At 67.4% G+C, this 20,613-nt stretch carries 17 protein-coding genes; 7 read left to right on the top strand and 10 right to left on the bottom strand.

The window, feature by feature from the left end:
* Positions 1-87: 87 nt before the first annotated feature.
* The 3 genes from phnX to ACZ5YA_RS31930 are packed head-to-tail and all read right to left on the bottom strand — an operon-like array spanning position 88 to position 3,780.
* A complete protein-coding gene (gene phnX, locus ACZ5YA_RS31940; RefSeq protein WP_118933356.1) occupies positions 88-909 on the bottom strand; it encodes a phosphonoacetaldehyde hydrolase in 822 nt (273 codons plus the stop codon).
* A 23-nt stretch (positions 910-932) separates the two neighbouring features.
* Complete coding sequence (locus tag ACZ5YA_RS31935; protein ID WP_464091720.1) at positions 933-2,729, bottom strand: putative 2-aminoethylphosphonate ABC transporter permease subunit; 1,797 nt, start codon at positions 2,727-2,729, stop codon at positions 933-935.
* Positions 2,707-3,780, bottom strand: a complete 1,074-nt coding sequence (locus ACZ5YA_RS31930) for a putative 2-aminoethylphosphonate ABC transporter ATP-binding protein (protein ID WP_118933358.1) — start codon at positions 3,778-3,780, stop codon at positions 2,707-2,709. Before ACZ5YA_RS31930 ends, ACZ5YA_RS31935 begins: the two co-directional genes overlap by 23 nt.
* A 146-nt stretch (positions 3,781-3,926) precedes the next feature.
* Here ACZ5YA_RS31930 and ACZ5YA_RS31925 point away from each other — a divergent pair, with 146 nt between their 5' ends.
* On the top strand, positions 3,927-4,790 hold the full coding sequence (locus ACZ5YA_RS31925) for a LysR family transcriptional regulator (RefSeq protein ID WP_059379260.1): 864 nt from the start codon (positions 3,927-3,929) through the stop codon (positions 4,788-4,790).
* Between the two features lie 38 nt (positions 4,791-4,828).
* Complete coding sequence (locus ACZ5YA_RS31920) at positions 4,829-5,398, top strand: phosphonate degradation HD-domain oxygenase (RefSeq protein ID WP_054451012.1); 570 nt, start codon at positions 4,829-4,831, stop codon at positions 5,396-5,398.
* Here ACZ5YA_RS31920 and ACZ5YA_RS31915 read toward each other — a convergent pair.
* Positions 5,376-6,608: an MFS transporter gene (locus tag ACZ5YA_RS31915; RefSeq protein ID WP_464091719.1), complete on the bottom strand. Its 1,233-nt coding sequence runs from the start codon at positions 6,606-6,608 to the stop codon at positions 5,376-5,378. The genes ACZ5YA_RS31920 and ACZ5YA_RS31915 overlap by 23 nt on opposite strands.
* 116 nt (positions 6,609-6,724) lie before the next feature.
* On the opposite strand from ACZ5YA_RS31915, the gene ACZ5YA_RS31910 reads away from it, so the two are divergent.
* Positions 6,725-7,657, top strand: coding sequence for a LysR family transcriptional regulator (locus ACZ5YA_RS31910; protein ID WP_059379261.1), 933 nt, complete (start codon positions 6,725-6,727; stop codon positions 7,655-7,657).
* On the opposite strand, the gene ACZ5YA_RS31905 is transcribed toward ACZ5YA_RS31910, so the two are convergent.
* Together ACZ5YA_RS31905 and ACZ5YA_RS31900 are read right to left on the bottom strand one after the other, a co-directional pair.
* On the bottom strand, positions 7,651-8,505 hold the full coding sequence (locus tag ACZ5YA_RS31905) for a sulfurtransferase (RefSeq protein ID WP_059379262.1): 855 nt from the start codon (positions 8,503-8,505) through the stop codon (positions 7,651-7,653). The two genes, ACZ5YA_RS31910 and ACZ5YA_RS31905, sit on opposite strands and share 7 nt — an antisense overlap.
* A 37-nt stretch (positions 8,506-8,542) precedes the next feature.
* Entirely contained in the window at positions 8,543-9,397 is an 855-nt protein-coding gene (locus ACZ5YA_RS31900; RefSeq protein WP_054451009.1) for a DMT family transporter, read from the bottom strand.
* 151 nt (positions 9,398-9,548) lie between these two features.
* On the opposite strand from ACZ5YA_RS31900, the gene htpX reads away from it, so the two are divergent.
* Together htpX and ACZ5YA_RS31890 are read left to right on the top strand one after the other, a co-directional pair.
* The gene (htpX, locus tag ACZ5YA_RS31895; RefSeq protein WP_013392481.1) at positions 9,549-10,430 is read left to right on the top strand and encodes a protease HtpX; all 882 of its coding nucleotides are present in this window, start codon (positions 9,549-9,551) and stop codon (positions 10,428-10,430) included.
* A gap of 232 nt (positions 10,431-10,662) precedes the next feature.
* Complete coding sequence (locus ACZ5YA_RS31890; RefSeq protein WP_464091718.1) at positions 10,663-11,790, top strand: lactonase family protein; 1,128 nt, start codon at positions 10,663-10,665, stop codon at positions 11,788-11,790.
* 40 nt (positions 11,791-11,830) lie between these two features.
* Here the strand turns inward: ACZ5YA_RS31890 and ACZ5YA_RS31885 are convergent, their stop codons facing one another.
* Positions 11,831-13,222 (bottom strand): L-serine ammonia-lyase, encoded by a 1,392-nt coding sequence (locus ACZ5YA_RS31885; RefSeq protein ID WP_059379339.1) that lies wholly within the window; start codon positions 13,220-13,222, stop codon positions 11,831-11,833.
* 173 nt (positions 13,223-13,395) lie between these two features.
* On the opposite strand from ACZ5YA_RS31885, the gene ACZ5YA_RS31880 reads away from it, so the two are divergent.
* Positions 13,396-15,057: a Na/Pi cotransporter family protein gene (locus ACZ5YA_RS31880; RefSeq protein ID WP_059379264.1), complete on the top strand. Its 1,662-nt coding sequence runs from the start codon at positions 13,396-13,398 to the stop codon at positions 15,055-15,057.
* A 77-nt stretch (positions 15,058-15,134) separates the two neighbouring features.
* Here the strand turns inward: ACZ5YA_RS31880 and ACZ5YA_RS31875 are convergent, their stop codons facing one another.
* The 3 genes from ACZ5YA_RS31875 to polA all read right to left on the bottom strand — a co-directional run bounded on the left by ACZ5YA_RS31875 (position 15,135) and on the right by polA (position 19,670).
* Complete coding sequence (locus tag ACZ5YA_RS31875; RefSeq protein WP_088139343.1) at positions 15,135-15,923, bottom strand: dienelactone hydrolase family protein; 789 nt, start codon at positions 15,921-15,923, stop codon at positions 15,135-15,137.
* A gap of 72 nt (positions 15,924-15,995) precedes the next feature.
* Positions 15,996-16,835, bottom strand: a complete 840-nt coding sequence (locus ACZ5YA_RS31870; protein ID WP_059379265.1) for a ZIP family metal transporter — start codon at positions 16,833-16,835, stop codon at positions 15,996-15,998.
* A 117-nt stretch (positions 16,836-16,952) separates the two neighbouring features.
* A complete protein-coding gene (gene polA, locus ACZ5YA_RS31865; protein ID WP_464091717.1) occupies positions 16,953-19,670 on the bottom strand; it encodes a DNA polymerase I in 2,718 nt (905 codons plus the stop codon).
* On the opposite strand from polA, the gene ACZ5YA_RS31860 reads away from it, so the two are divergent.
* Positions 19,669-20,361, top strand: coding sequence for an LOG family protein (locus ACZ5YA_RS31860; RefSeq protein WP_444861182.1), 693 nt, complete (start codon positions 19,669-19,671; stop codon positions 20,359-20,361). The genes polA and ACZ5YA_RS31860 overlap by 2 nt on opposite strands.
* The last annotated feature ends 252 nt before the right edge of the window (positions 20,362-20,613 follow it).

Below are 20,613 nucleotides of genomic sequence, written 5' to 3'. Positions count from 1 at the left end.
CCGTGGGTAAGCGGAAAAAGGCTGAGGGAAGCCCCCAGGGCTGGCGCGAACCGGCCCCGGCAAGCGATGCAGACAGGTGGTTGAGGGTTAAGGGCGCTGGCCTGCGGACAAGCGGGATTCGATGTCGGCGATCACGCCAGGCAGGTCGGCGACGGTGTCGATCAGGTAGTGCGGCGCGGCGGGCGACAGCTCCAGGCTGGCGGCGGTGCGGGCCTTCTGGCGGCCCGCGTCGTCCAGGCTCAGGTATTCCTCCAGCGTCAGACCGGCGGCGTTGCCCGACAGCAGCAGGCCCACGGTCCACATGCCGGCGCGGCGTCCTTCTTCGATGCCGGGCGCGGTGTCGTCGACCTTGACGCAGGCGGCGACGTCGGACAGGCCGAGTTCGACCACGTTCTTCAGCGCCATCGCGGGCGCCGGCCGCGCGCGCGGCACGTCGTCGCTGGCGACGATGCAATCGGGTTCCAGGCCTTCGGAGGCGGCGCGTTCGACCACGCGGCGCATGACGCTGGCGGGATAGCCCGAGCACGAGCCGATCTTCAGGCCGCGCTGGCGCAGGGCGCGCAGCAACTCGGCCGCGCCGGGGATAGCCGCCGAATACTGGGCGACCTTGTCCAGCTGCATCGGCAGGAAGCGCTCATAGATGGCGGTCACGTCGTCATCGGTGGGCAAGCGGCCGAACTGGGCCTGGTACTGGCTGGCGATCACGGGATCGTTGCAAAGCGTGCGGATGTGGTCCCACTTGCCCATGCCCATGGGGCCGCGGGCCTGCTCCAGCGACATCTCCACGCCGAACTGCGAGAACGCGTCCACGAACACCTTGGTGGGCGCGAAGGAGCCGAAGTCGACCAGCGTGCCGGCCCAGTCGAAAATCACCGCTTCCAGGCGGACGGGCAAAGGCGAAACAGTCATGAGGGTCTTCCTTGAGAAATCGTTCAATGGGCCGCGGGGCGGCGCCAGGCCTGGCTGCGCGCCACCAGTGCGCGGCTGGCCAGATGCAGGACCAGGGCGGCCGCGGCCGAACTGGCCATGATCACGGTGCACATGGCGGCGGCAGGACCGATGAAGCCGGCGTCGTCCATGTTCAGCACCGCGACCGCGGCCAGCACCGTCGACGGGCTGTAAAGGAACACGACCGCGGACACCGTGGTCATGGCGGAAACAAACAGGTAGCGGGCCACGTCCAGCGCCGCCGGCAGGCACATCGGCAATGTCACGCGGACAAAGGTCGTCAGGCGCGGCACCTTGAGCGACGCGGAGGCCGCCTCGAATTCGGGGTCCAGCGCGTTGAGCGCGGTGGCGGCGGTGAGGTGCGCGCTGGTGTAGAAGTGGACGATGGTGCACAGGACCAGGAGCGGCATGGTGCCGTACAGCAGGTTCAGCGGGTTCGACAGGCTGTTGAAGAAGAAGATGTAGCCCAGGCCCAGCACCAGGCCGGGTACGGCCATGGGCATCAGCGCCAGCATGCCGACCATGCCGCGCAGACCGCGCGTGAGCGAGCTGCGAGCAGGCACTTTTTCCATCATCCATGCGCCGGTGAAGACCACCGCCGTGCCGGCCAGGGCGGTGCAGAACGCCAGTTGCAGGCTGTTGCGCCAGGCCAGCCAGCCGCCGCCGTCCATATTGTCGAAGTCGTACGAACGCAGCGACATCGACAGGTTGTAGGGCCACATCTTCACGAAGGACGCCCACACCGCCACGCCGATGATCAGCAGCAGGAACGCCGCCAGCACGCCGGCCAGCGCCAGGAACGCGGCATCGCGGCGGCGGTTGACGCCGGCGGCATAGGGCTGGGCCCGGCCGCTCAGTTGGGCGCCCTGGCGGGCGCGCAGCCGCCGGTCCAGGGCGAAGGTCAGGATCGCGGGAAGCAGCAGCAGGATGCCGATGGCCGCGCCCTTGGGAAAGTTCTGCTGGCCGACCACGGCCTTGTAGGCTTCCATCGCCAGCACGTTGTAGTCGCCGCCCACGACCTTGGGCACGCCGAAGTCGGTAACCGTCAGCGTGAACACCACGCAGCAGGCCGAAAACACGGCGTAGCGGGTGCCCGGCAGGGTCACCGTCAGGAAGGTCCGCCAGGGGCCGGCGCCCATGGCGCGCGCGGCGTCATAAAGACGGCCATCGGCCAGCGCCAGGCCGGTCAGCAGAATCATCAGCGCGTGCGGGAAGGTATAGAAAGCCTCGCCCACGACGATGCCCCAGAAACCGTAGATGGTCGCGCCGCCCGTCAGGCTCTTGAGCAGGCCCTGGTTGCCCAGCAGGTACACCAGCGCGATGCCCGGCAGCAGCGACGGCGCCAGCAGCGGCAGCAAGGCGACGGTGCGCAGCAGGCCCTTGCCCGGCAAGCGCGTGCGGGTCAGGCCGTAGGCGAATCCGTAGGCGCAGGGCACGACCAGCAGCGTCGTCACGACGCCCACCGCGAGGCTGCGCGCGACCATGTCCATGAAGCCGTCGCCGCCGATGATGTCCGCAAGCACCGACAGCCCGGCCCAGGCGCCGTCGCTGTCGGTCACGGACTTGAGCAAGATGGCGGCCAAGGGCAGCGCCAGGAACAGCAGCAGGCCCAGCGCCAGGGCGCCCTGCCCGGCGGCCAGGCCGAAGGCGCCAACCCAGGCCGGCAGCGGGCGGCGGCCCAGCGCTGGCGCAGGCGCCGGCGTTGCGAAGCTTCCAGCTGCCGGCGCGGCGGCGTTGGAGGAACGGGTCATGGCCGGATCAAGCGTAGGCGCGTATCGCATGGCGCGGCAGCTCCACCCAGCAGCGGCTGGCGGCGTGAGGGCCCAGCAGGGCGTCTCCGATTTCAGGGGACACGATGGAATGCACCGTGCTGCCGGGTACGCCCTCAAGGCGCAGGGCCAGGCGATAGCCGCGGCCGAGGAACACGCCGTCCAGCACATCGGCCAGCATGGCGTTGGGCTGGTCCGGGCGCGCGGTGCTGACGCGCACGGCTTCCGGGCGCACGAACAGCTTGCCGCTGGCGGCATCCAGCGCCTCATCCACGGCCAGTTCCTGGCGTCCGACACGGGCGCGGTGCGCATCCAGGCGCTCGAACGGCAGCCAGTTCGCCTCGCCCACGAAATCGGCGATGAAGGCCGAGCCGGGTTGGCGGTAGAGTTCGCGCGGCGTACCGTACTGCTCGATGATCCCGCCATTCATGACGGCGATGCGGTCGGCCATCACCATGGCCTCTTCCTGATCGTGCGTGACCATCAGCGTGGTGATGGAAAGGCGCTTCTGCAAGGCCCGCAGCTCGATGCGCAGATGCTCGCGCACGCGGGCGTCCAGCGCCGACATGGGCTCGTCCAGCAGCAGCAGGGACGGCGACGGCGCCAGCGCGCGCGCCAGGGCCACGCGCTGCTGCTGCCCGCCAGAGATCTGTCCCGGGTATTTATCCGCCGCGCCCGCCAGGCCGACCAGCGTCAGCATTTCCTCGACGCGGTTGGCGACGTGGTTGCGGTGGGCGCGCTTGCCGCTCAGGCCGTAGGCCACGTTCTGGGCCACGGTCAGGTTGGGAAACAGCGCGTACGACTGGAACAGGATGCCGTAGTCGCGCGCCTGCGGTTCGGCGTGCGAGATGTCGCGCCCGGACAGGACGATGGTGCCGCTGTCCTGGCGTTCCAGGCCGGCGATGGCGCGCAGCAAGGTGGTCTTGCCGCAGCCCGAGGGGCCCAGCAGGCACACCAGCTCCCCGGCGCGGATGTCGAGCGAGACGTCCGACAGCGCGGTATGGCTGCCAAAGCGCTTCACTAGATGCCTGACAGAGAGAAATGCGGTATCGCGTTCGGCCATGGGGCCTCCGGTTTGGGAACGACGGCAGTATGGAAGACGCGTATTGAGTGTTTATGACACTTCGCGCAAATGCAGTAATAAAAACATCAAATTATTTTGGTGTACTGGCGGTCTTGCGCATTGCGCCCTATTCCGCCCCCTGCACCGTGCTTGTCGCCGAACTCAAATCCTTCTATGCCGTGGCCCGCTGCGGCACCGTCACCAAGGCCGCCGCCCAGCTGGGCGTCAGCCAGCCCACGGTGACCGGGCAATTGCGCCAGCTGGAGTCGCGTTACGGCGTCGAACTGTTCCACCGCCAGGGGCGCGGCATGCGCCTGTCGGACGCGGGCCACAGCCTGATGCCCATGGTGGAAAAACTGGTCCAGCAGGAAACCGAGATCGACTTCCGCCTGCGCGACGCCAGCGACCTGCGCGAAGGCAATCTGCGCATCGGCGCCACCGGCCCCTACTACATCATGGACACGGTGCGCGCCTACAACCAGCGCTACCCGGGCATAGATCTGACGCTGGCTATCGGCAACTCGCAAAGCATGCTCCAGGCGCTGCATGACTATCGCATCGAGATTGCCACGTCGTCGTTTCTGATGGATGACAAGCACCTGTACCGGCGCATGATCGCCGCCGACCCCATCCGGGTCGTGGCGCATCGCGACCATCCCCTGGCGCGCCGCGGCCGGGTCCGACTGGCCGACCTGGCCGACCACGCGCTGCTGTTGCGCGAACCCGGCTCCATGACGCGGCAACTGACGGAGGACGCCTTGCTGGCGGCTGGCGTCACGGTGCGCCGCACGCTGGAAATCGGCAGCCGTGAATCCATCCGCCAAGCCACCCTGTGCGGCCTGGGAATCAGCCTGATCCCCTCGCGCGAGATCCCTTCCCATCCCGACCTGGCGGCCCTGGACATCGAGGGCGCCGACATCGTGATGCACGAATACCTGTACTGCCTGCGCGAGCGCCAACCGGTGCAGTTGATCGCTCGCTTTCTGGAGATGGCGCCAGCCGCCGGCTGAGCGCCGCCCTCCCCTATGCGGCCACCCAGGAGACAACCATGGCCTTGACCTTGCAAGATATCGAGCAGATTTTCCTGGAGCGCGGACACCGCTCCTATGACGGCGAATCCGTCAGCCACCTGCGGCACGCGTTGCAGACCGCGGCGCTGGCGGAACGCAACGGCGCCGGCGCCCACCTGATCACCGCCAGCCTGCTGCACGACCTGGGCCATCTCATCGCCGACCGGCCCGGCACGCCCACGCTGCGCGGCATCGACGACAAGCACCAGTACTTCGTCCTGCCCTTCCTGCGCGGCCTGTTCAGCTCGGCGGTGCTGGACCCGATCCGGCTGCATGTGGAAGCCAAGCGCTACCTCTGCTATGTGGAACCGCAATATGAAGCGTCGCTCTCGGAGGATTCGAAACGCAGCCTGGCGCTGCAGGGGGGCAGTTTCGATGCGAGCCAGGCGGTGGAATTCGCGAGCATGCCGGGCGCGCCGGATGCGATCCGCCTGAGGCGGTGGGACGACATGGCCAAGGTTCCGGGGCTGGCGACGCCGCCCCTGGACCATTTCCTGGAAATCGCCGAAAGCATCTCGGGGCGGGTCAAGCTGGCTGCCATCTGGTAGGGCTGGCGGGAAAGCCATGCGTCCTGGCGGCCCAGACGACCGCCAGCGTCGCCGCCAGCAGCGCCAGCAGGGCCGGCACGAACGCGCCCACGCCCAGGCGTTCGAGCAACGCGCCGCCAACGATACCGCCCGCGGCAATCGCCGTGTTCCACGCGGTCACCAGCATGGACTGCGCCACGTCCGCGGCGTCGCCCGCCGTCTTGGCCAGCGCGGTCTGGAACAGCGTCGGCGAACCGCCGAACGCCACGCCCCAAGCCCCCACCGACAGATAAAGCATGGCCAGCATGCCGCCCGCGATACCCAGCGCCAACGCGGCCAAGCCGAACAGGGCGACGCAAGCCAAAGTCAGCGCCCGCAAATGGCGGTCGATCAACGTCCCGACCAGCCAGATCCCGGCCAGGGAACTGAGTCCGAACACCAGCAGCACCAGCTCGGTGCTTGCGGCCATGCCCAGCGATGCCAGGAACGGTGCGATGTAGATGTAGAGAATGTTGTGCGCGAGGACGAACGCCAGCACCGCGAACAGCACCGGACGCACGCCGGGCAGCAGGAAGACATGCCGCAGCGGCAGTTGCTTGCCCCGGGCCTGTCCCGCAAAGTCCGGCACCCGCAAGCGCACCCAGACCATCAGCAGCACTGCCAGCGCGCTCATGATGCCAAAGCCGATGCGCCACCCCCACAGCGCCCCAAGAAAAGTTCCGGCAGGCACGCCCAGCGACAGCGCCAGCGGCGCGCCCAGCATCGCCACCGCGATCGCGCGGCCCTGCTGATGTGCGGGCACCATACGCGCGGCGTAGCCCGCCAGCAGCGCCCACAACAATCCCGCCGACATGCCGGCCAGGAAGCGCGCGGCCAGGGTCAGCACATAGCTGAAAGACAACGCGGTCACTGTATTGGCCAGCACGAACCCGGCGATCGCCGCCAGCAGCAGCGGACGCCGCCGCACGCCCCGGGTCGCGGCGACCAGCGGGATCGCCGCCGCCAGCGACCCGATCGCATAGATGGTGACGGTCTGGCCGATACTGGCCTGGGACACGGCCAGGCCCCGCGCCATCTGCGGCAACAGCCCGGCCGGCAGCGCCTCGGTCAGGATGGTGATGAAGCCGGCCATCGCCAGCGCCAGCAAGGCGCCCTGCGGCAGCCGGTCGCGGCCGGCGGGTGGAAGCGCCGGCGCAGTGCGCGGACGCGGGGAATTCGTAGGTTTTTTCATCTCAGGCACCTCGGTTGCAGCTTGGTGCCGAGACGATATAGGCCCGGAGATTAAAGAAAAAGTAGGCTACATTTCCTTCTTCTGCGGAACCAGATGTCCGCAATCAAGGAAACCAGATGGATAGCCTCAATGGCTTTGTCGTGTTCGTGCAGGTTGCGGAAACGCGCAGCTTCGTCGCCGCCGGCAGGCTGCTGGGCGTGTCGGCATCCGCCATCGGCAAGAGCGTGGCGCGGTTGGAAGAAAAGCTGGGCGTGCGCCTGTTCCACCGCAGTACGCGCAGCGTCACCTTGACGGCCGAGGGCGCGCTGTTCCTGGAACGCAGCCGCCGCATCCTGGCCGAGATCGAAGCGGCCGAACTGGAGCTGTCGCAGGCCGCCGCCGCGCCCCGCGGACGCCTTCGCGTCAGCCTGCCGCTGGTCAGCGGACTGGTGCTGCCGGTGCTGGGCGAGTTCATGCGCGAGTATCCCGAGATCGAACTCGACCTGGATTTCACCGACCGGATGGTGGACGTGATCGAAGAGGGCTTCGATGCCGTGGTGCGCACGGGCGAACCCGCCGACTCGCGCCTGTCGGCGCGCCGCCTCGGCGCGTTCCAGATCCTGCTGGTCGCCTCCCCCGCCTACCTGGCCAGCCGCGGCACGCCCAAAACGCCGGCCGACCTGCTGCGCCATAGCTGCCTGCACTACCGCTTTCCCAGCAGCGGCAAGCTGGAGACTTGGGCTCTGCGGCAAGCCGAAGGCGAGCCAGAGCTGCAGCTGCCCGTCTCGATGATCTGCAACAACATCGAGACGCGCGCCTGCTTCGCGCTGCAAGGACTGGGTATTGCCTACCTGCCGGACTTCGCCATCCGCGAACCCTTGGCGGATGGCCGCCTGGTGCAGGTCCTGAAAGGCAAATCGGAGCGGACCAACGTCTTCCACATCCTGTGGCCTGCCAGCAAGCACCCGTCGCCGAAGGTCCGGGCGCTGGTGGACTTTCTGGGTGCCCGGGTATTCGCGGACGCCCGGGCGTCCAGGCCCGGGCATCAGGTCCAGGCGTCAGGTCACTGAGCGCCCGTGGCCACCGGGCGGGATGGATCGCTGCACCACTCGCTCCAGGAGCCCGGGTACAGGCGCGAACCGGACAAGCCCGCGATTTCCATGGACAGCAGGTTGTGGCAAGCCGTGATGCCCGAGCCGCACTGGTGCACGATGGCCGCCGGATCGCGGCCGTCCAGCAGGCTGGCGAACTCCTCGCGCAACTGCGCGGCCGGCTTGAAACGGCCGTCGGCCTGCAGGTTCTCGCCGTTGGGACGGTTCAACGCGCCCGGAATGTGGCCGGCCACCGGGTCCATGGGCTCGACCTCGCCGCGGTAGCGGTTGGCCGCGCGCGCGTCGATCACGGTGAAGGCCGGATGGGCGATGTTGTCCAGCACCGCCTGCGCATCCACCGAACCCGCCAGCGAGGCGCCCGGCTCCACCGGCTGGCCCGCGCGCACGGCGGCGCCGGCTTCGGTCGTGGTCGGCAGGCCGGCCGCGGTCCAGGCCTGCCAGCCGCCGTCCAGCACCGCCACCTGGTCGTGGCCCAGCCAGCGCAACATCCACCACAGGTGCGCGGCGTACATGCCGCCGCTGGCGTCGTAGGCCACCACCAGGGTCTTGGGCGTCACGCCGTGGGCGGCCATGAGCGCGCCGAACGCGCCTCGCGACGGCAACGGATGACGGCCGTTCTTGCCGGTGCGGGCTGCGGACAGCTCGGTTTCGTGGTCCAGGTAGCGCGCGCCGGGGATGTGGCCCGCGTCATAGGCCTGACGGCCCGCCGCGTGATTGGTCAGATCGTGGCGCACGTCGAACACGCGCACGTCCGGCGCATCCAGGCGCGCGGCCAGTTCGGCGGCGGAAATCAGGGTCATCGGCATTCGGTGTGCTCCTGTAAGGGTGTGGGGCGACCGCGGCTCAGGCCGGCTTCGGATCGCGCATGGTGCGCCAGATCGACAACAGGCCCGCGAAAATGATCAGGCCCATGCCGGCCCAGGCCAGGGCGTCCAGCTGTTCGCCCCAGAAGCCCATGCCCAGCAAGGCCGCGAAGATGATGGTGCTGTACTGCAGCGCCGCCGTCAGCAGCGCCGACCCCAGGCCGAAGGCGCGGGTCATGGCCAACTGGCCGAACAGGCCCGTCACGCCCACGCCCAGCAGCGACAGGTAGCCGGTCCAGTCGGCGTGGCCCCAGCCCTCGAACAGCAGTCCGGCCAGGCTGGACACGCAAACGGCCACGGAGAAGAACAGCACGGTGCGCCATTCAGGTTCACCAACCCGGCCCAGCTGGCGGATCTGCATCATGGCGATGGCCGACATGGCGCCTGCGGTCATCCCCAACAGGGCGGCCAGCCACTGGTCCTCGTTGATGCTGGGCCGCAGCACCGCGATCACGCCCAGGAACCCCAGCGCCACCGCCACGATGCGCACGGGGTCGCGCTGTGCGCCGCCCCAGCCCAGCATCCAGCAGGCGATGAACAGCGGCGCGGTGTAGTTCAGGCTGGTGGCGGTGGCCAGGGGCAGATGGGCGATGGCGAAAAAACCCAGCCACATCGAGGTGACACCGGACAGGTTGCGCCACAGGTGGAGTTTCCAGCTGACGGGAATGATGGACTGGCGGCCGGCGCGGGCCCAGATCAGCAGCAGGATGACCGACGGCAGTCCACGAAACAGAACGACTTGCGGCAGCGAGGCGCCGTGTTCGGTGCCGAGCTTCACGAACGAACCCATGATGGCGAACATGGCGGACGCCAGCAACATCCAGAGTGCCTGCATGGGGGTCTACGCTAAGGGAAAAGTGAAGAGGAATAAGGGAAAGCGATACTATACTCTCCGTCACCGGAAGCGGCGCCGCGAGTCGGGGAACTGGCGGCCCGCAGCAGTGTCGAATCCCGGCATATCCTGCTCGCAGAGGAACACAAAAAACATGAAACGCATTGTCCTGTTCGTCCTGACCAACCTGGCTGTCATGCTGGTGCTGTCGGCCACGCTGCGCATCCTGGGCGTGGACCGCTACATCACCGCCAACGGCCTGAACCTGAACGCCCTGTTGATCTTCTCGGTGGTGGTCGGCTTCACCGGCGCGATCATCTCGCTCCTGATCAGCAAGCCCATGGCCAAATGGAGCACCGGCGCCCAGGTGCTGGACCCGAACTCGCCCCGCAACCAGCGCGAAGCCTGGCTGGTCGACACCGTGCACCAACTGGCCGACCGCGCCGGCATCGGCCGCCCGGAAGTCGCCATCTATGAAGGCGCCCCCAACGCCTTCGCCACCGGCGCCTTCAAGAACGACTCCCTGGTCGCGGTGTCCACCGGCCTCCTGGAAAGCATGAGCGAGGAAGAAGTCGCCGCCGTGCTGGCCCACGAAGTCGCGCACATCGCCAACGGCGACATGGTCACGCTGACGCTGATCCAGGGCGTGGTGAACACCTTCGTCGTGTTCCTGGCCCGCGTGGTCGGCTACTTCATCGACCGCGTGGTGTTCAAGAACGAACGCGGCATCGGCCCGGGCTACTACATCACCGTGCTGGTCTGTGAAATCATCTTCGGCGTGCTGGCCTCGATCATCGTGGCCTGGTTCTCGCGTCAGCGCGAATATCGCGCCGACGCCGGCTCGGCCCACCTGATGGGCGCCCGCGAACCCATGATCCGCGCCCTGGCCCGCCTGGGCGGCCTGGAACCGGGCGAGCTGCCCAAGTCCTTCGAGGCCTCGGGCATCACCGGCAAGGGCGGCCTGGCCGCGATGTTCGCCTCGCACCCGCCGATTCCGGCCCGCATCGCCGCGCTGCAAAATGCACGCGTGATCTAAGCCTTTCGCTCAGACGGGCCGCGCGCCCGTCACCCTGACTCGATGGCCCGCCTGCGCGGGCCATCGTCTTTTCCGGCTCCGTCCAAAAGAAAAACCGCCCCAAGGATGCGAGGCGGGCCCCCCGAGGACGATTGACGATCAGATATTCCTGCTTAAATGGGGTGGGGGCATAACTTCAGGGGCCTGGCGCCGGTCCTGGCCGTATGGATAGACGTGATGTCGAGGGCAGACCATGGCTGAATCGAATACGCACTCCCCGGCCCGCGGAACGCGCAACTGGCTGATTGCCGTGGGCACGTATACGCGGCCGATGCCGCATGTGCATGGCAAAGGGCGCGGCATCCACCTGCTGAGTTTCGACTCCGCGACGGCCGCGCTGCGTGAATTGCGGGTGCACAGCCACAGCGTCAATCCCTCTTACCTGTGCCATTCCGCGTCCCTCGGCCTGCTGTATGGCGTGAGCGAGCAGGAAGAAGGCGCCAGCATCGACGTCTACGCGGTCGACGACGCGGCCACGCTGCGGCACTTGCTCAATGTGCCTACCCCTGGCGCCAGCCCTTGCCACATCTGCCTGACCCCTGCGGCGGACCGCCTCTTCGTGTCCAACTATGGCAGCGGCGAACTCCTGAGCTACCGGCTCGACGGACAGGGGTTGCCCATCTCCCCGCCCGACATCATCGTGCGCCATGGCAGCGGTCCGCGCAGCGACCGCCAGGCGAGCCCCCATGTGCATTGCGCCCAGCCGACCCCGTCCGGCGATGCGGTCTACCTGTGTGACTTGGGTACCGACAGCGTCGCCCGCCATGCCCTGCGGGGCGCCACGCTGGATCTGCTCCCGGACCTGCAGCTGCAGATCGGACCAGGTTCCGGGCCGCGCCATCTGCGGCTGAATCCGGCCGGTACCCGCGCCTTCGTGCTCAACGAACTGTCCAATAGCGTGACCGTCGTTCAACTGCCCACGGCACGCAATCCCCGTGCACAGGCGCTCACCCGGATCGGCACGCTGCCCGCTGATTGGCACAACGCCAACTCCGCGTCCGCGCTCTGCCTGCATCCGAGCGGACGCTGGCTCTACGCGACCAACCGCGGCCACGACAGCATCGCGGGATTTCGGCTATTGGAATCCGCCCCGTGGCTCGAGCCGATAGGCTTGTGGCCCGCCGGCGGGCGCACGCCGCGCGACGCCGCCATCCCCCCGGACGGCGGCTTCCTGCTGGTCGCCAGCCAGGACGAACACCGCATTTCCTGCATGCGCATCGACCCGGACAGCGGCCAGCTGCAGCCTGCAGGCGTGCCGTTTGCCATTTCCTCGCCGGCCTGCGTTCTTCCCTTGCTTCGGAAAGGACCCCCAAGGCCATGACATCCGTTGGCCCTCCCGCATCGTCGTCACCCCGCCCCCGTCAGCACTCGACGATGTTCACCGCCAGCCCGCCGCGCGCGGTTTCCTTGTACTTGGTCTTCATGTCGGCGCCGGTTTCGCGCATGGTCTTGATGACGGAGTCCAGCGACACGTAGTGCTGGCCGTCGCCGCGCAGCGCCATGCGGGCAGCGTTCACGGCCTTGATGGAGGCCATGGCGTTGCGCTCGATACAGGGAATCTGAACCAGGCCGCCCACGGGGTCACAGGTCAGGCCCAGGTTGTGCTCCATGCCGATCTCGGCCGCGTTCTCGACCTGTTCGACGGTGCCGCCCAGGGCGGCGGCCAGGCCGCCCGCCGCCATCGAGCAGGCCACGCCGACCTCGCCCTGGCAGCCGACCTCGGCGCCCGACAGCGAGGCGTTGTACTTGTAGAGCAAGCCCACGGCGGCCGCGGTCAGCAGGAAGTCGCGCACGCCTTCGCGGTTGGAACCGGGCACGAAGCGGTCGTAGTAATGCAGCACCGCCGGGATGATGCCGGCCGCGCCGTTGGTCGGCGCCGTCACGACGCGCCCGCCCGCGGCGTTCTCTTCGTTGACCGCCATGGCGTACAGATTGACCCAGTCCATCACGGACAGGGGATCGGACAGGGTGCGCTCGGCGCGCTGGGTCAGGTTGCGGTAGAGCTCGGGCGCGCGGCGGCGCACGCGCAAGGGGCCGGGCAGTTCGCCGTCCGCTTCCGGATAGTTGATGCCGCAGCCGCGCGACACGCAGTCCTGCATGACCTGCCAGATGCGGTCCAGCCCGGCATGCACCTCGGCCTCGTCGCGCCAGGTCAGCTCGTTCTTCATCATCAGCTGCGCCACCGACAGGCCGCTCTCGCTGCACATGGCCATCAGTTCTCGACCCATGCGGAACGGGTACGGCAACTGGTCGTGCGCGGCGATGACCTGGCTGTTGGACGCGCCGGCCGTCACCACGAAGCCGCCCCCCACCGACAGGTAGCGGGCCTCGCGCAGCGATTCGCCATTGGCGTCAAAGGCGTGAAACTTCATGCCGTTAGGATGTTCCGCCATGGCTTCGCGGCGGTAGAACATCATGTGTTCCTTTTCGACGAAAGGAACCGGATAGCGTCCCAGCAGCGGCAATTGGCGGCTGGCCCGCACCGACGCGATCATGCCGGCGATGGCGGCGGGGTCGACGGTGTCGGGGGCTTCGCCCATCAGGCCCAGCAGCACGCCCTTGTCGGTACCGTGGCCCTTGCCCGTGGCGCCCAGCGAGCCGTAGAGCTCGGCGCGCACCGTGGCCACGCTGGACATGAGTCCATCGCGCTCCAGGCCTTGCGCGAACAACAGGGCGGCCCGCATGGGGCCCACCGTATGGGAGCTAGACGGGCCTATGCCTATCTTGAACAGGTCGAATACGGAAACGGCCACGCAAAACTCCATTGCATCTGGGATTGATGAGGCAATGATACGCGTAGGCCAGCCCGCGCGCAGCAGGCCCGGCAAGCGTATGCTGTATTGCGGGGACAGGTTCCCCCGGCAGCGCCGCGCATGCGATCATTACAGAATTATTACTTGTCATAAAAGAATGGAAACACGCCAGGATGTCCGGACTCATTACCCTGCTTGACTTCGCCGGCTACGTCGCCCTGCTCCTCTGGGGCGTGCACATGGTCCAAACAGGCGTACAGCGCGCCTTCGGGGCCGCCCTGGGCGCGGCGTTGGGCAAGGCCCTGGGCACCCGGCTGCGGGCCTTCGCCGCCGGACTGGGCATTACCGCCGCGCTGCAGAGCAGTACCGCCACGGGCCTGATGATCACGGGCTTCGCGGCCGGCGGCGTCGTCGGCCTGGCGCCGGCCCTGGCCGCCATGCTGGGCGCCAACGTCGGCACCACGCTCATCGTCCAGTTGCTGTCCTTCGACCTGACCTCGCTCGCCCCCATCCTGATCCTCGCGGGCGTGTGGATGTTCCGCCGCTACCCGCCCGGCCGCACGCGCGACCTCGGCCGCGTCTTCATCGGCCTGGGGCTGCTGCTGCTATCGCTGCACCAACTGGTCGAACTGTTCCAACCTTTCCAGACCGCGCCCATGCTGGGCATGATCCTGGACGCGCTGTCGACCCAGCCGGTGGCCACCGTGCTGCTGGCAGCCGCCTTCACCTGGGCGGCGCATTCCAGCGTGGCCGTGGTGGTGCTGGTCATGTCGCTGGCCAGCCATCACATGGTGGCGCCGCACGTCGCGTTTGCGCTGGTGCTGGGGGCCAACCTCGGCACCGCCATCAACCCCATGATCGAAGGCGTGACCGGGGACGATCCCGCCGCCCGCCGCCTGCCCCTGGGCAACCTGCTGACGCGGGTGCTGGGCGTGCTGGCCGGCCTGATCCTGCTGCCCTATCTGCAGCCCATGATGAGCGACCTGGCGTCCGACCCGGCCCGCGCGGTGGCCAACTTCCACACCCTGTTCAACGCCGTCATCGCCCTGGTGTTCCTGCCGCTGCTGACGCCCTACGCCGCCCTGCTGACTCGCTGGCTGCCCAAGCGCGCGGATCCGAACGACCCGTCGCGCCCCCAGTACCTGGATGAATGGGCCCATGACGTGCCGGCCGTGGCCCTGGGCAACGCCGCGCGCGAAGCCCTGCGCATGGCCGACATGCTGCAGACCCTGCTGCTCTACGCCCGCGCCGGCTTCAAGCGCGACAACCGCCACCGCATGGTGCAGGCGCGCCAGCTGGACGCCGCGCTGGACAAGTTGGAAAACGCCATCACCACCTACCTGGCCACCCTGGACCAGGAGAACATGACGCGCGAGGACATCCAGCGCCTGGACGCCATCCTGGCCTTCACCAGCAATATCGGCCACGCCGGCGACATCGCCAACCACGGTCTGCTCAGCCACATTTCCAAGCTGCGCAAGCAGGGCTGGGTCTTCTCTCCGGAACAGCGCGCCAGCCTGGACGACACGCTGGGCCAGCTCATCGCCAACCAGCGCACCGCCGCCGCCCTGTTCGTCAACGACGACCTGCGCCAGGCCCGCGCGCTGGCAGGAGAAAAGGCCCGCTTCCGCTCGATCGAGACCAATGCGGCGGACACGCACCTGCAGAAAATCAAAGGGGGCGAGGTCGACGCCGCCGAGGTGGGCGCGCTCTACCTGGATATCCTGCGCGACATGAAGGGCATCAACTCCCATCTGGTCGGCGCGGCGGCCTATCCCCTGCTGGCGCGTCACGGCGAACTGCTGCCCAGCCGCTTGCGCGAAGCGGGGAACTGAGCGGAACGAAAAAGCCGACCTTATGTGGTCGGCTTTTTTCAACTGTGCTCCCGGGCAGTTTTCACTGCCCCCGCATCCTACAAATAGCGCTTGAACCACTCCAGCATGCGCTTCCAGCCGTCCTGCGCGGCCTCGGCCTTGTAGCTGGCGCGGTAGTCCGCCAGGAAGGCGTGGTCGGCCTCGGGATACACCACGAACTCCGAGCGCCGGGCGTTGTCGTTGCCGGCGGCCAGCTTGGATTTCATGGTTTCGACGTCGGCCAGCGGGATGCTGGCGTCCTTGCCGCCGTACAGGCCCAGCACCGGCGCGTGCAACTCGTTGACCACGTCGAAGGCAAAGCGCTTGATCAGCGGACCATGGCCCACGCTGAGCTTGCCGTACCAGGCCACCGCCGCCTTCACGTCGGGATTGTGGGCGGCGTACATCCAGGTCAGGCGGCCGCCCCAGCAAAAGCCGGTCACCGCCACGCGCTTGGGATCGCCGCCATGCGCGGCGGCCCAGGCCACGCTGGCGTCCAGGTCGGCAAAGACCTGCTCGTCCGGCACCTTGCTGACCAGTTCGGCGATGAGTTTCGGGATGTCGGTATAGACCGAGGCGTCGCCCTGGCGCTCGTAGAGATTGGCGGCGACGGCAAGGTAGCCGGCCTTGGCGACCCGGCGGCACAGGTCCTTGATGTGCTCGTGCACGCCGAAGATCTCCTGCACCACCAGCACGATGGGCAGGTCGCGCTTGCCTTCGGGCGCGGCGTAATAGGCGGCGATCGTGCCGTCGGCCACGGGCAGCTTGAAATCCCCGTGGACCAGGCCCTGGGTGTCCGTGTGGATCACGGTGGGCGCGACATTGCCGGCTGCGGCGGAAAAACTCATGAAGAACTCCTGTGTAGGGATGATCGACCAAGCCGGATATCCCGCCAGCGCCTGCATGGCCTCGCGCCGATCCTAATGCCGGTGGCCATGCTCCGCTTGCGGCGCGGCCAGGCCGGCTTCGGCCTCGTGGTCGTGCCCGTGGTGCATGACCGTGGTGACGCTGTAGATCAGCGCCACGCCCACGCCGACCAGCAGCAATTGCGGGACGGCATCGGCCAGGGATACCCGTTCGTGCATCTGCGGCATCAGGTCGGCCACCGAGATATAGAGGAAGCTGCTGGCTGCAACCACCAGGACATACGGCACCCATTGCTGCGCCTGCTGCAGCACGAAGTACCCTATTATGCCGCCCACGGCTGAACACAAGCTGGTGAAGAGGATCAGCGAAAAGGCGCGGCGGCGCGCCAGGCCCGCGTTGAGCAGCACCACGAAGTCGCCCAGCTTGTGCGGCACTTCATGAATGATGATGGACGCCGCGGTCAGCACGCCCAGCAGGGGGTCGGTCAGGAACGCCGCCGCCACCAGCACCCCGTCGCATAGATTGTGCAGCGAACTGCCGATCAGGATCAGCACGCCGCCGCGGCCCGCCTCGTGGCGGTCATGTCCCTTGTGGTGGTGATGGCCGTCGCCCTCGTGGTGATGGCTGTGGCGCAGCAGCGCGATCTTCTCCAGCACGAAAAACCCGATCAGCGACGCCAGCATCAGGCCGAACAGCACGTGGGCATCGCCCACCCCGGTCTCGAAGGCCTCGGGCAGCAGGTGCAGCAGCGCCACCGACAGCAGCACCCCCACCGACAGGCTGACCATATGGTGCAGGTATTGCGCGAAGACCTTGTAGGCCAGCCAGCTGGCGACAAGGACGGCGATAAGCCCGCCGGTGACGGTGGCGAGCAAGATCCAGAGCAGCAACATTTTTGGGGGGACGCTTTAAGGCGGAGGGAAGCGAAACATTATATTGTTTCAATACCAAAAACGGAAATGGGCTGCCCGAAGGCAGCCCATGTGTCTTGGGACGGGGTGATTCCGGCCCTAGTGGGCCTGCTCCCAGTTCTTGCCCATGCCGACTTCCGCCACCAGCGGCACGCGCAGTTCCGCAACGTTGCACATGAGGCGCGGCAACGCTTCCTTGACCAGCTCCAGCTCGGCGTCGGGCGCTTCCAGCACCAGTTCGTCGTGCACCTGCATGATCATGCGCGTCTGCAGCTGTTCGGCTTCCAGCCAGTCCTGCACCGCCACCATGGCCATCTTGATCAGGTCGGCCGCCGTGCCCTGCATGGGCGCGTTGATGGCCGCGCGTTCGGCCGCCTGGCGGCGCGGACCCGAGGCGCCGCGGATTTCCGGCAGCTGCAGGCGGCGCCCGAAGACGGTTTCCACGTAGCCCTGTTCGCGCGCGCGGCGGCGGGTATCGTCCATGTACATCGCCACGCCGGGATAGCGGGCGAAATAGCGGTCGATGTAGGCCTGGGCGGCATCGCGCGTGATGCCCAGGTTGGACGCCAGGCCGAACACCCCCATGCCGTAGATCAGGCCGAAGTTGATGGCCTTGGCGGCGCGGCGCTGGTCGGTGGAGACGTCGGCCAGCGCCACGCCGAACACTTCGGAGGCGGTAGCGCGGTGGATGTCCTCGCCCGCCGCGAAGGCGCGCTGCAGGTTGGCGTCGTCCGACACGTGCGCCATGATGCGCAGCTCGATCTGGGAATAGTCCGCCGACAGCAGCATGCCCTGCTCGGCGATGAACGCCTCGCGCACGCGCCGGCCGGCTTCGGTGCGCACCGGAATGTTCTGCAGGTTGGGATCGGACGAGGCCAGGCGGCCGGTGATCACCGCGGCCTGCGAATAGTGCGTGTGCACCCGCCCCGTGTCCGGGTTGATCATGCGCGGCAGCTTGTCCGTATAGGTGGACTTCAGCTTGGACAGGCCGCGGTACTCCAGCAGCACCTGCGGCAGCGGATAGTCCAGCGCCAGCTTGCTCAGCACCTCTTCGTCGGTGGACGGCGCGCCGCTGGCGGTCTTGCGCACCACCGGCAGCTGCATGCGGCCGAACAGGATCTCGCCCAGCTGCTTGGGGGAATTCAGGTTGAAGGGTTGGCCTGCCAACTCATAGGCCTTCTGTTCGAGCTGCAGCATCTCCTGGCCCAGCTTGTGGCTCTGGCGGCCGAGTTCCGCGGCATCCACCTTGACGCCGTTGCGCTCGACCGTGGTCAGCACCGAGGACACCTGCATTTCCAGCAGATAGATGCGGTTCAGGCCTGCGTCGGCGGCCACCATCGGGCGCAGCACCTGGTGCAGCTGCAAGGTGAAGTCCGAATCTTCGGCGGCGTAATGGCCGGCCTTGTCCACCGCCACTTCGTCAAAGCCGATCTGCTTGGCGCCCTTGCCGCAGAGGTCCTCGTAGGACACGCCGCTGCGGCCCAGATAGCGTTGGGCCAGATCATTCAAGCCCACGCCGCGGTGCGATTCCAGCACATAGGCCTGCAGCATCGTGTCTTCGGCGATGCCGGCCAGCTTGATGCCTTCGTTGGCGAACACGTGCGCGTCGTACTTGGCGTGGTGCAGCAGCTTGGCGCGGGACGCGTCTTCCAGCCAGGGCTTCAGGCGCGCCAGCACCTCGGCCTTGGGCAACTGCGGCGCATTGTCCGGGCCGCGGTGCGCAACCGGGATGTAGCACGCCACGCCAGGCGCCACCGCCAGCGACATGCCCACCATCCTGGCCTGCATTTCGTCCAGCGAGGTGGTCTCGGTGTCCACCGCGACCAGGGACGCGTCCTTCAGCTTTTCCATCCAGGCGTCGAACGCGGCCCAATCGGAAATGATCTGATAATCCAGTTCCACCGGCGCGGCCGGCGCCTCGTGCGCGACGCGGGCGTCGCCCGTGGGCACACGCTCGGCGTCGCCAGTCAGATCGCGCAGCCAGGTGCGGAAACCATAGCGTTCATAAAGTTCGGTCAGCGTCGCGTCGTCGCGCGGACGCGGCGTCAGGTCGTCCACGCTATCCACATGGCCGGCCAGGTCGCAGTCGTACTTCACGGTCAGCAATTGGCGCGTCAGCGGGAAGTTGGGAATGGCCTCGCGCAGGTTGCTGCCCGCCACGCCCTTGACGCCTTCCGCGCCTTCTACCAGCTTGTCTATCGAGCCGAATTCCGTAAGCCATTTGACCGCCGTCTTCGGGCCCACCTTGGTCACGCCGGGAACGTTGTCCACCGCGTCCCCCACCAGCATCAGGTAATCCACGATGCGATCGGGCGGCACGCCGAACTTGTTGACCACGCCGGGCTCGTCCAGCACTTCGCCGGTCATGGTGTTGACCAGGGTGACGTGGCTGTTGACCAGTTGCGCCAGGTCCTTGTCGCCGGTGGACACGATGGTGTGCACGTCATGCTCTGCGGCGCGCTTGGCCAGGGTGCCGATCACATCGTCGGCCTCGACCCCTTCGATGGCCAGCACCGGCCAGCCCAGCGCGCGCACGGCGCGGTGGATGGGTTCGATCTGCGCGGCCAGGTCTTCAGGCATGGGCGGGCGATGCGACTTGTATTCCGGATAGAGATCGTCACGGAAGGTCTTGCCGCGGGCATCGAAAATACATGCGGCATACTCTGCCTTATGATCAGAGACAAGTTTGCGCAGCATATTCACCACGCCGTAAAGCGCCCCCGTGGGTTCGCCTTGCGCGTTGCGCAAATCAGGCATAGCGTGGAAAGCGCGGTACAAGTAACTTGAACCGTCGACCAGTAATAAGGTTTTTTTCATGGTTACAAAGGCAGATATGGCAATAGCTGCGGAAACACCCGCCAACAAACAAATTCCGCTGATTATGTCAGAGATACGGACGGCGGCAGACAAGCTCGCGAACATCGGGCCTGCTGTCAGCGTCTTCGGCAGTGCACGAGTCAGCCGTAATTCCCCCCACTATGAAACCACCGTCGCAATTTCCGCCGCGCTGGCCGACGCCGGTTTCGCGGTGATCGCCGGCGGCGGTCCCGGCATCATGGAGGCAGCCAACAAGGGCGCGTTCGAAGCAGGCGGCACCAGCATCGGTCTGAACATCAGCCTGCCCCACGAAGCGCACAACAACGAATACCAAACCATCAGCCTGTCATTCGAGTATTTTTTCTCGCGCAAGGCAACCTTCTTCATGCACAGCTTCGCCTATGTGGCGATGCCTGGCGGCTTCGGCACCCTGGATGAACTCTTCGAAGCGTTGACGCTCATCCAGACGGGCAAGGTCCCGCCCGCTCCCATCGTGCTGGTGGGCAGCGAGTACTGGTCCGGACTGGTCGAATGGCTGGGCGGCCAGGTGCTGGCCAACGGCATGATAGGCGCGCACGACCTGGATCTCTTCATCATCGAGGACGATCCCATGAAGGTGGTGCGCAAGGTGGTGGAATTCCACGCCAAGGTCATTTCGGACGCGCAGTACGCGCCGTCCCTGCCGGCCTGAAATCGTATGTAGCTTGAGGCCCCGCGCCGCCGCCCCCTCGGAGGGCAGCAAGCGCGCGAAGCGCGTGCGGCGTGGGGGCCCGCGCCGCCGCCAGGCCGCCCCAAGGCGGCGCCGCCCCCTCGGGGGGGCAGCAAGCGCGCAAAGCGCGCGCGGCGTGGGGGCCCGCGCCGCCGCCAGGCCGCCCTAAGGCGGCGCCGCCCCCCTCGGGGGGCAGCAAGCGCGCAAAGCGCGCGCGGCGTGGGGGCCCTTCCT

This window comes from Achromobacter sp. JCM 18799, from assembly GCF_055395645.1.
Note: the sequence above shows the minus strand (reverse complement) of the source record. Positions and strands in the feature narration are given on the sequence as shown.

Coding starts and splice junctions, on each gene's coding strand:
- phnX (WP_118933356.1), bottom strand. CDS start 909: ATGACTGTTTCGCCTTTGCCCGTCCGCCTGGAAGCGGTGATTTTCGAC.
- ACZ5YA_RS31935 (WP_464091720.1), bottom strand. CDS start 2,729: ATGCGATACGCGCCTACGCTTGATCCGGCCATGACCCGTTCCTCCAAC.
- ACZ5YA_RS31930 (WP_118933358.1), bottom strand. CDS start 3,780: ATGGCCGAACGCGATACCGCATTTCTCTCTGTCAGGCATCTAGTGAAG.
- ACZ5YA_RS31920 (WP_054451012.1), top strand. CDS start 4,829: ATGGCCTTGACCTTGCAAGATATCGAGCAGATTTTCCTGGAGCGCGGA.
- ACZ5YA_RS31915 (WP_464091719.1), bottom strand. CDS start 6,608: ATGAAAAAACCTACGAATTCCCCGCGTCCGCGCACTGCGCCGGCGCTT.
- ACZ5YA_RS31910 (WP_059379261.1), top strand. CDS start 6,725: ATGGATAGCCTCAATGGCTTTGTCGTGTTCGTGCAGGTTGCGGAAACG.
- ACZ5YA_RS31905 (WP_059379262.1), bottom strand. CDS start 8,505: ATGCCGATGACCCTGATTTCCGCCGCCGAACTGGCCGCGCGCCTGGAT.
- ACZ5YA_RS31900 (WP_054451009.1), bottom strand. CDS start 9,397: ATGCAGGCACTCTGGATGTTGCTGGCGTCCGCCATGTTCGCCATCATG.
- htpX (WP_013392481.1), top strand. CDS start 9,549: ATGAAACGCATTGTCCTGTTCGTCCTGACCAACCTGGCTGTCATGCTG.
- ACZ5YA_RS31890 (WP_464091718.1), top strand. CDS start 10,663: ATGGCTGAATCGAATACGCACTCCCCGGCCCGCGGAACGCGCAACTGG.
- ACZ5YA_RS31880 (WP_059379264.1), top strand. CDS start 13,396: ATGTCCGGACTCATTACCCTGCTTGACTTCGCCGGCTACGTCGCCCTG.
- ACZ5YA_RS31875 (WP_088139343.1), bottom strand. CDS start 15,923: ATGAGTTTTTCCGCCGCAGCCGGCAATGTCGCGCCCACCGTGATCCAC.
- ACZ5YA_RS31870 (WP_059379265.1), bottom strand. CDS start 16,835: ATGTTGCTGCTCTGGATCTTGCTCGCCACCGTCACCGGCGGGCTTATC.
- ACZ5YA_RS31860 (WP_444861182.1), top strand. CDS start 19,669: ATGGTTACAAAGGCAGATATGGCAATAGCTGCGGAAACACCCGCCAAC.
- polA (WP_464091717.1), bottom strand. CDS start 19,670: ATGAAAAAAACCTTATTACTGGTCGACGGTTCAAGTTACTTGTACCGC.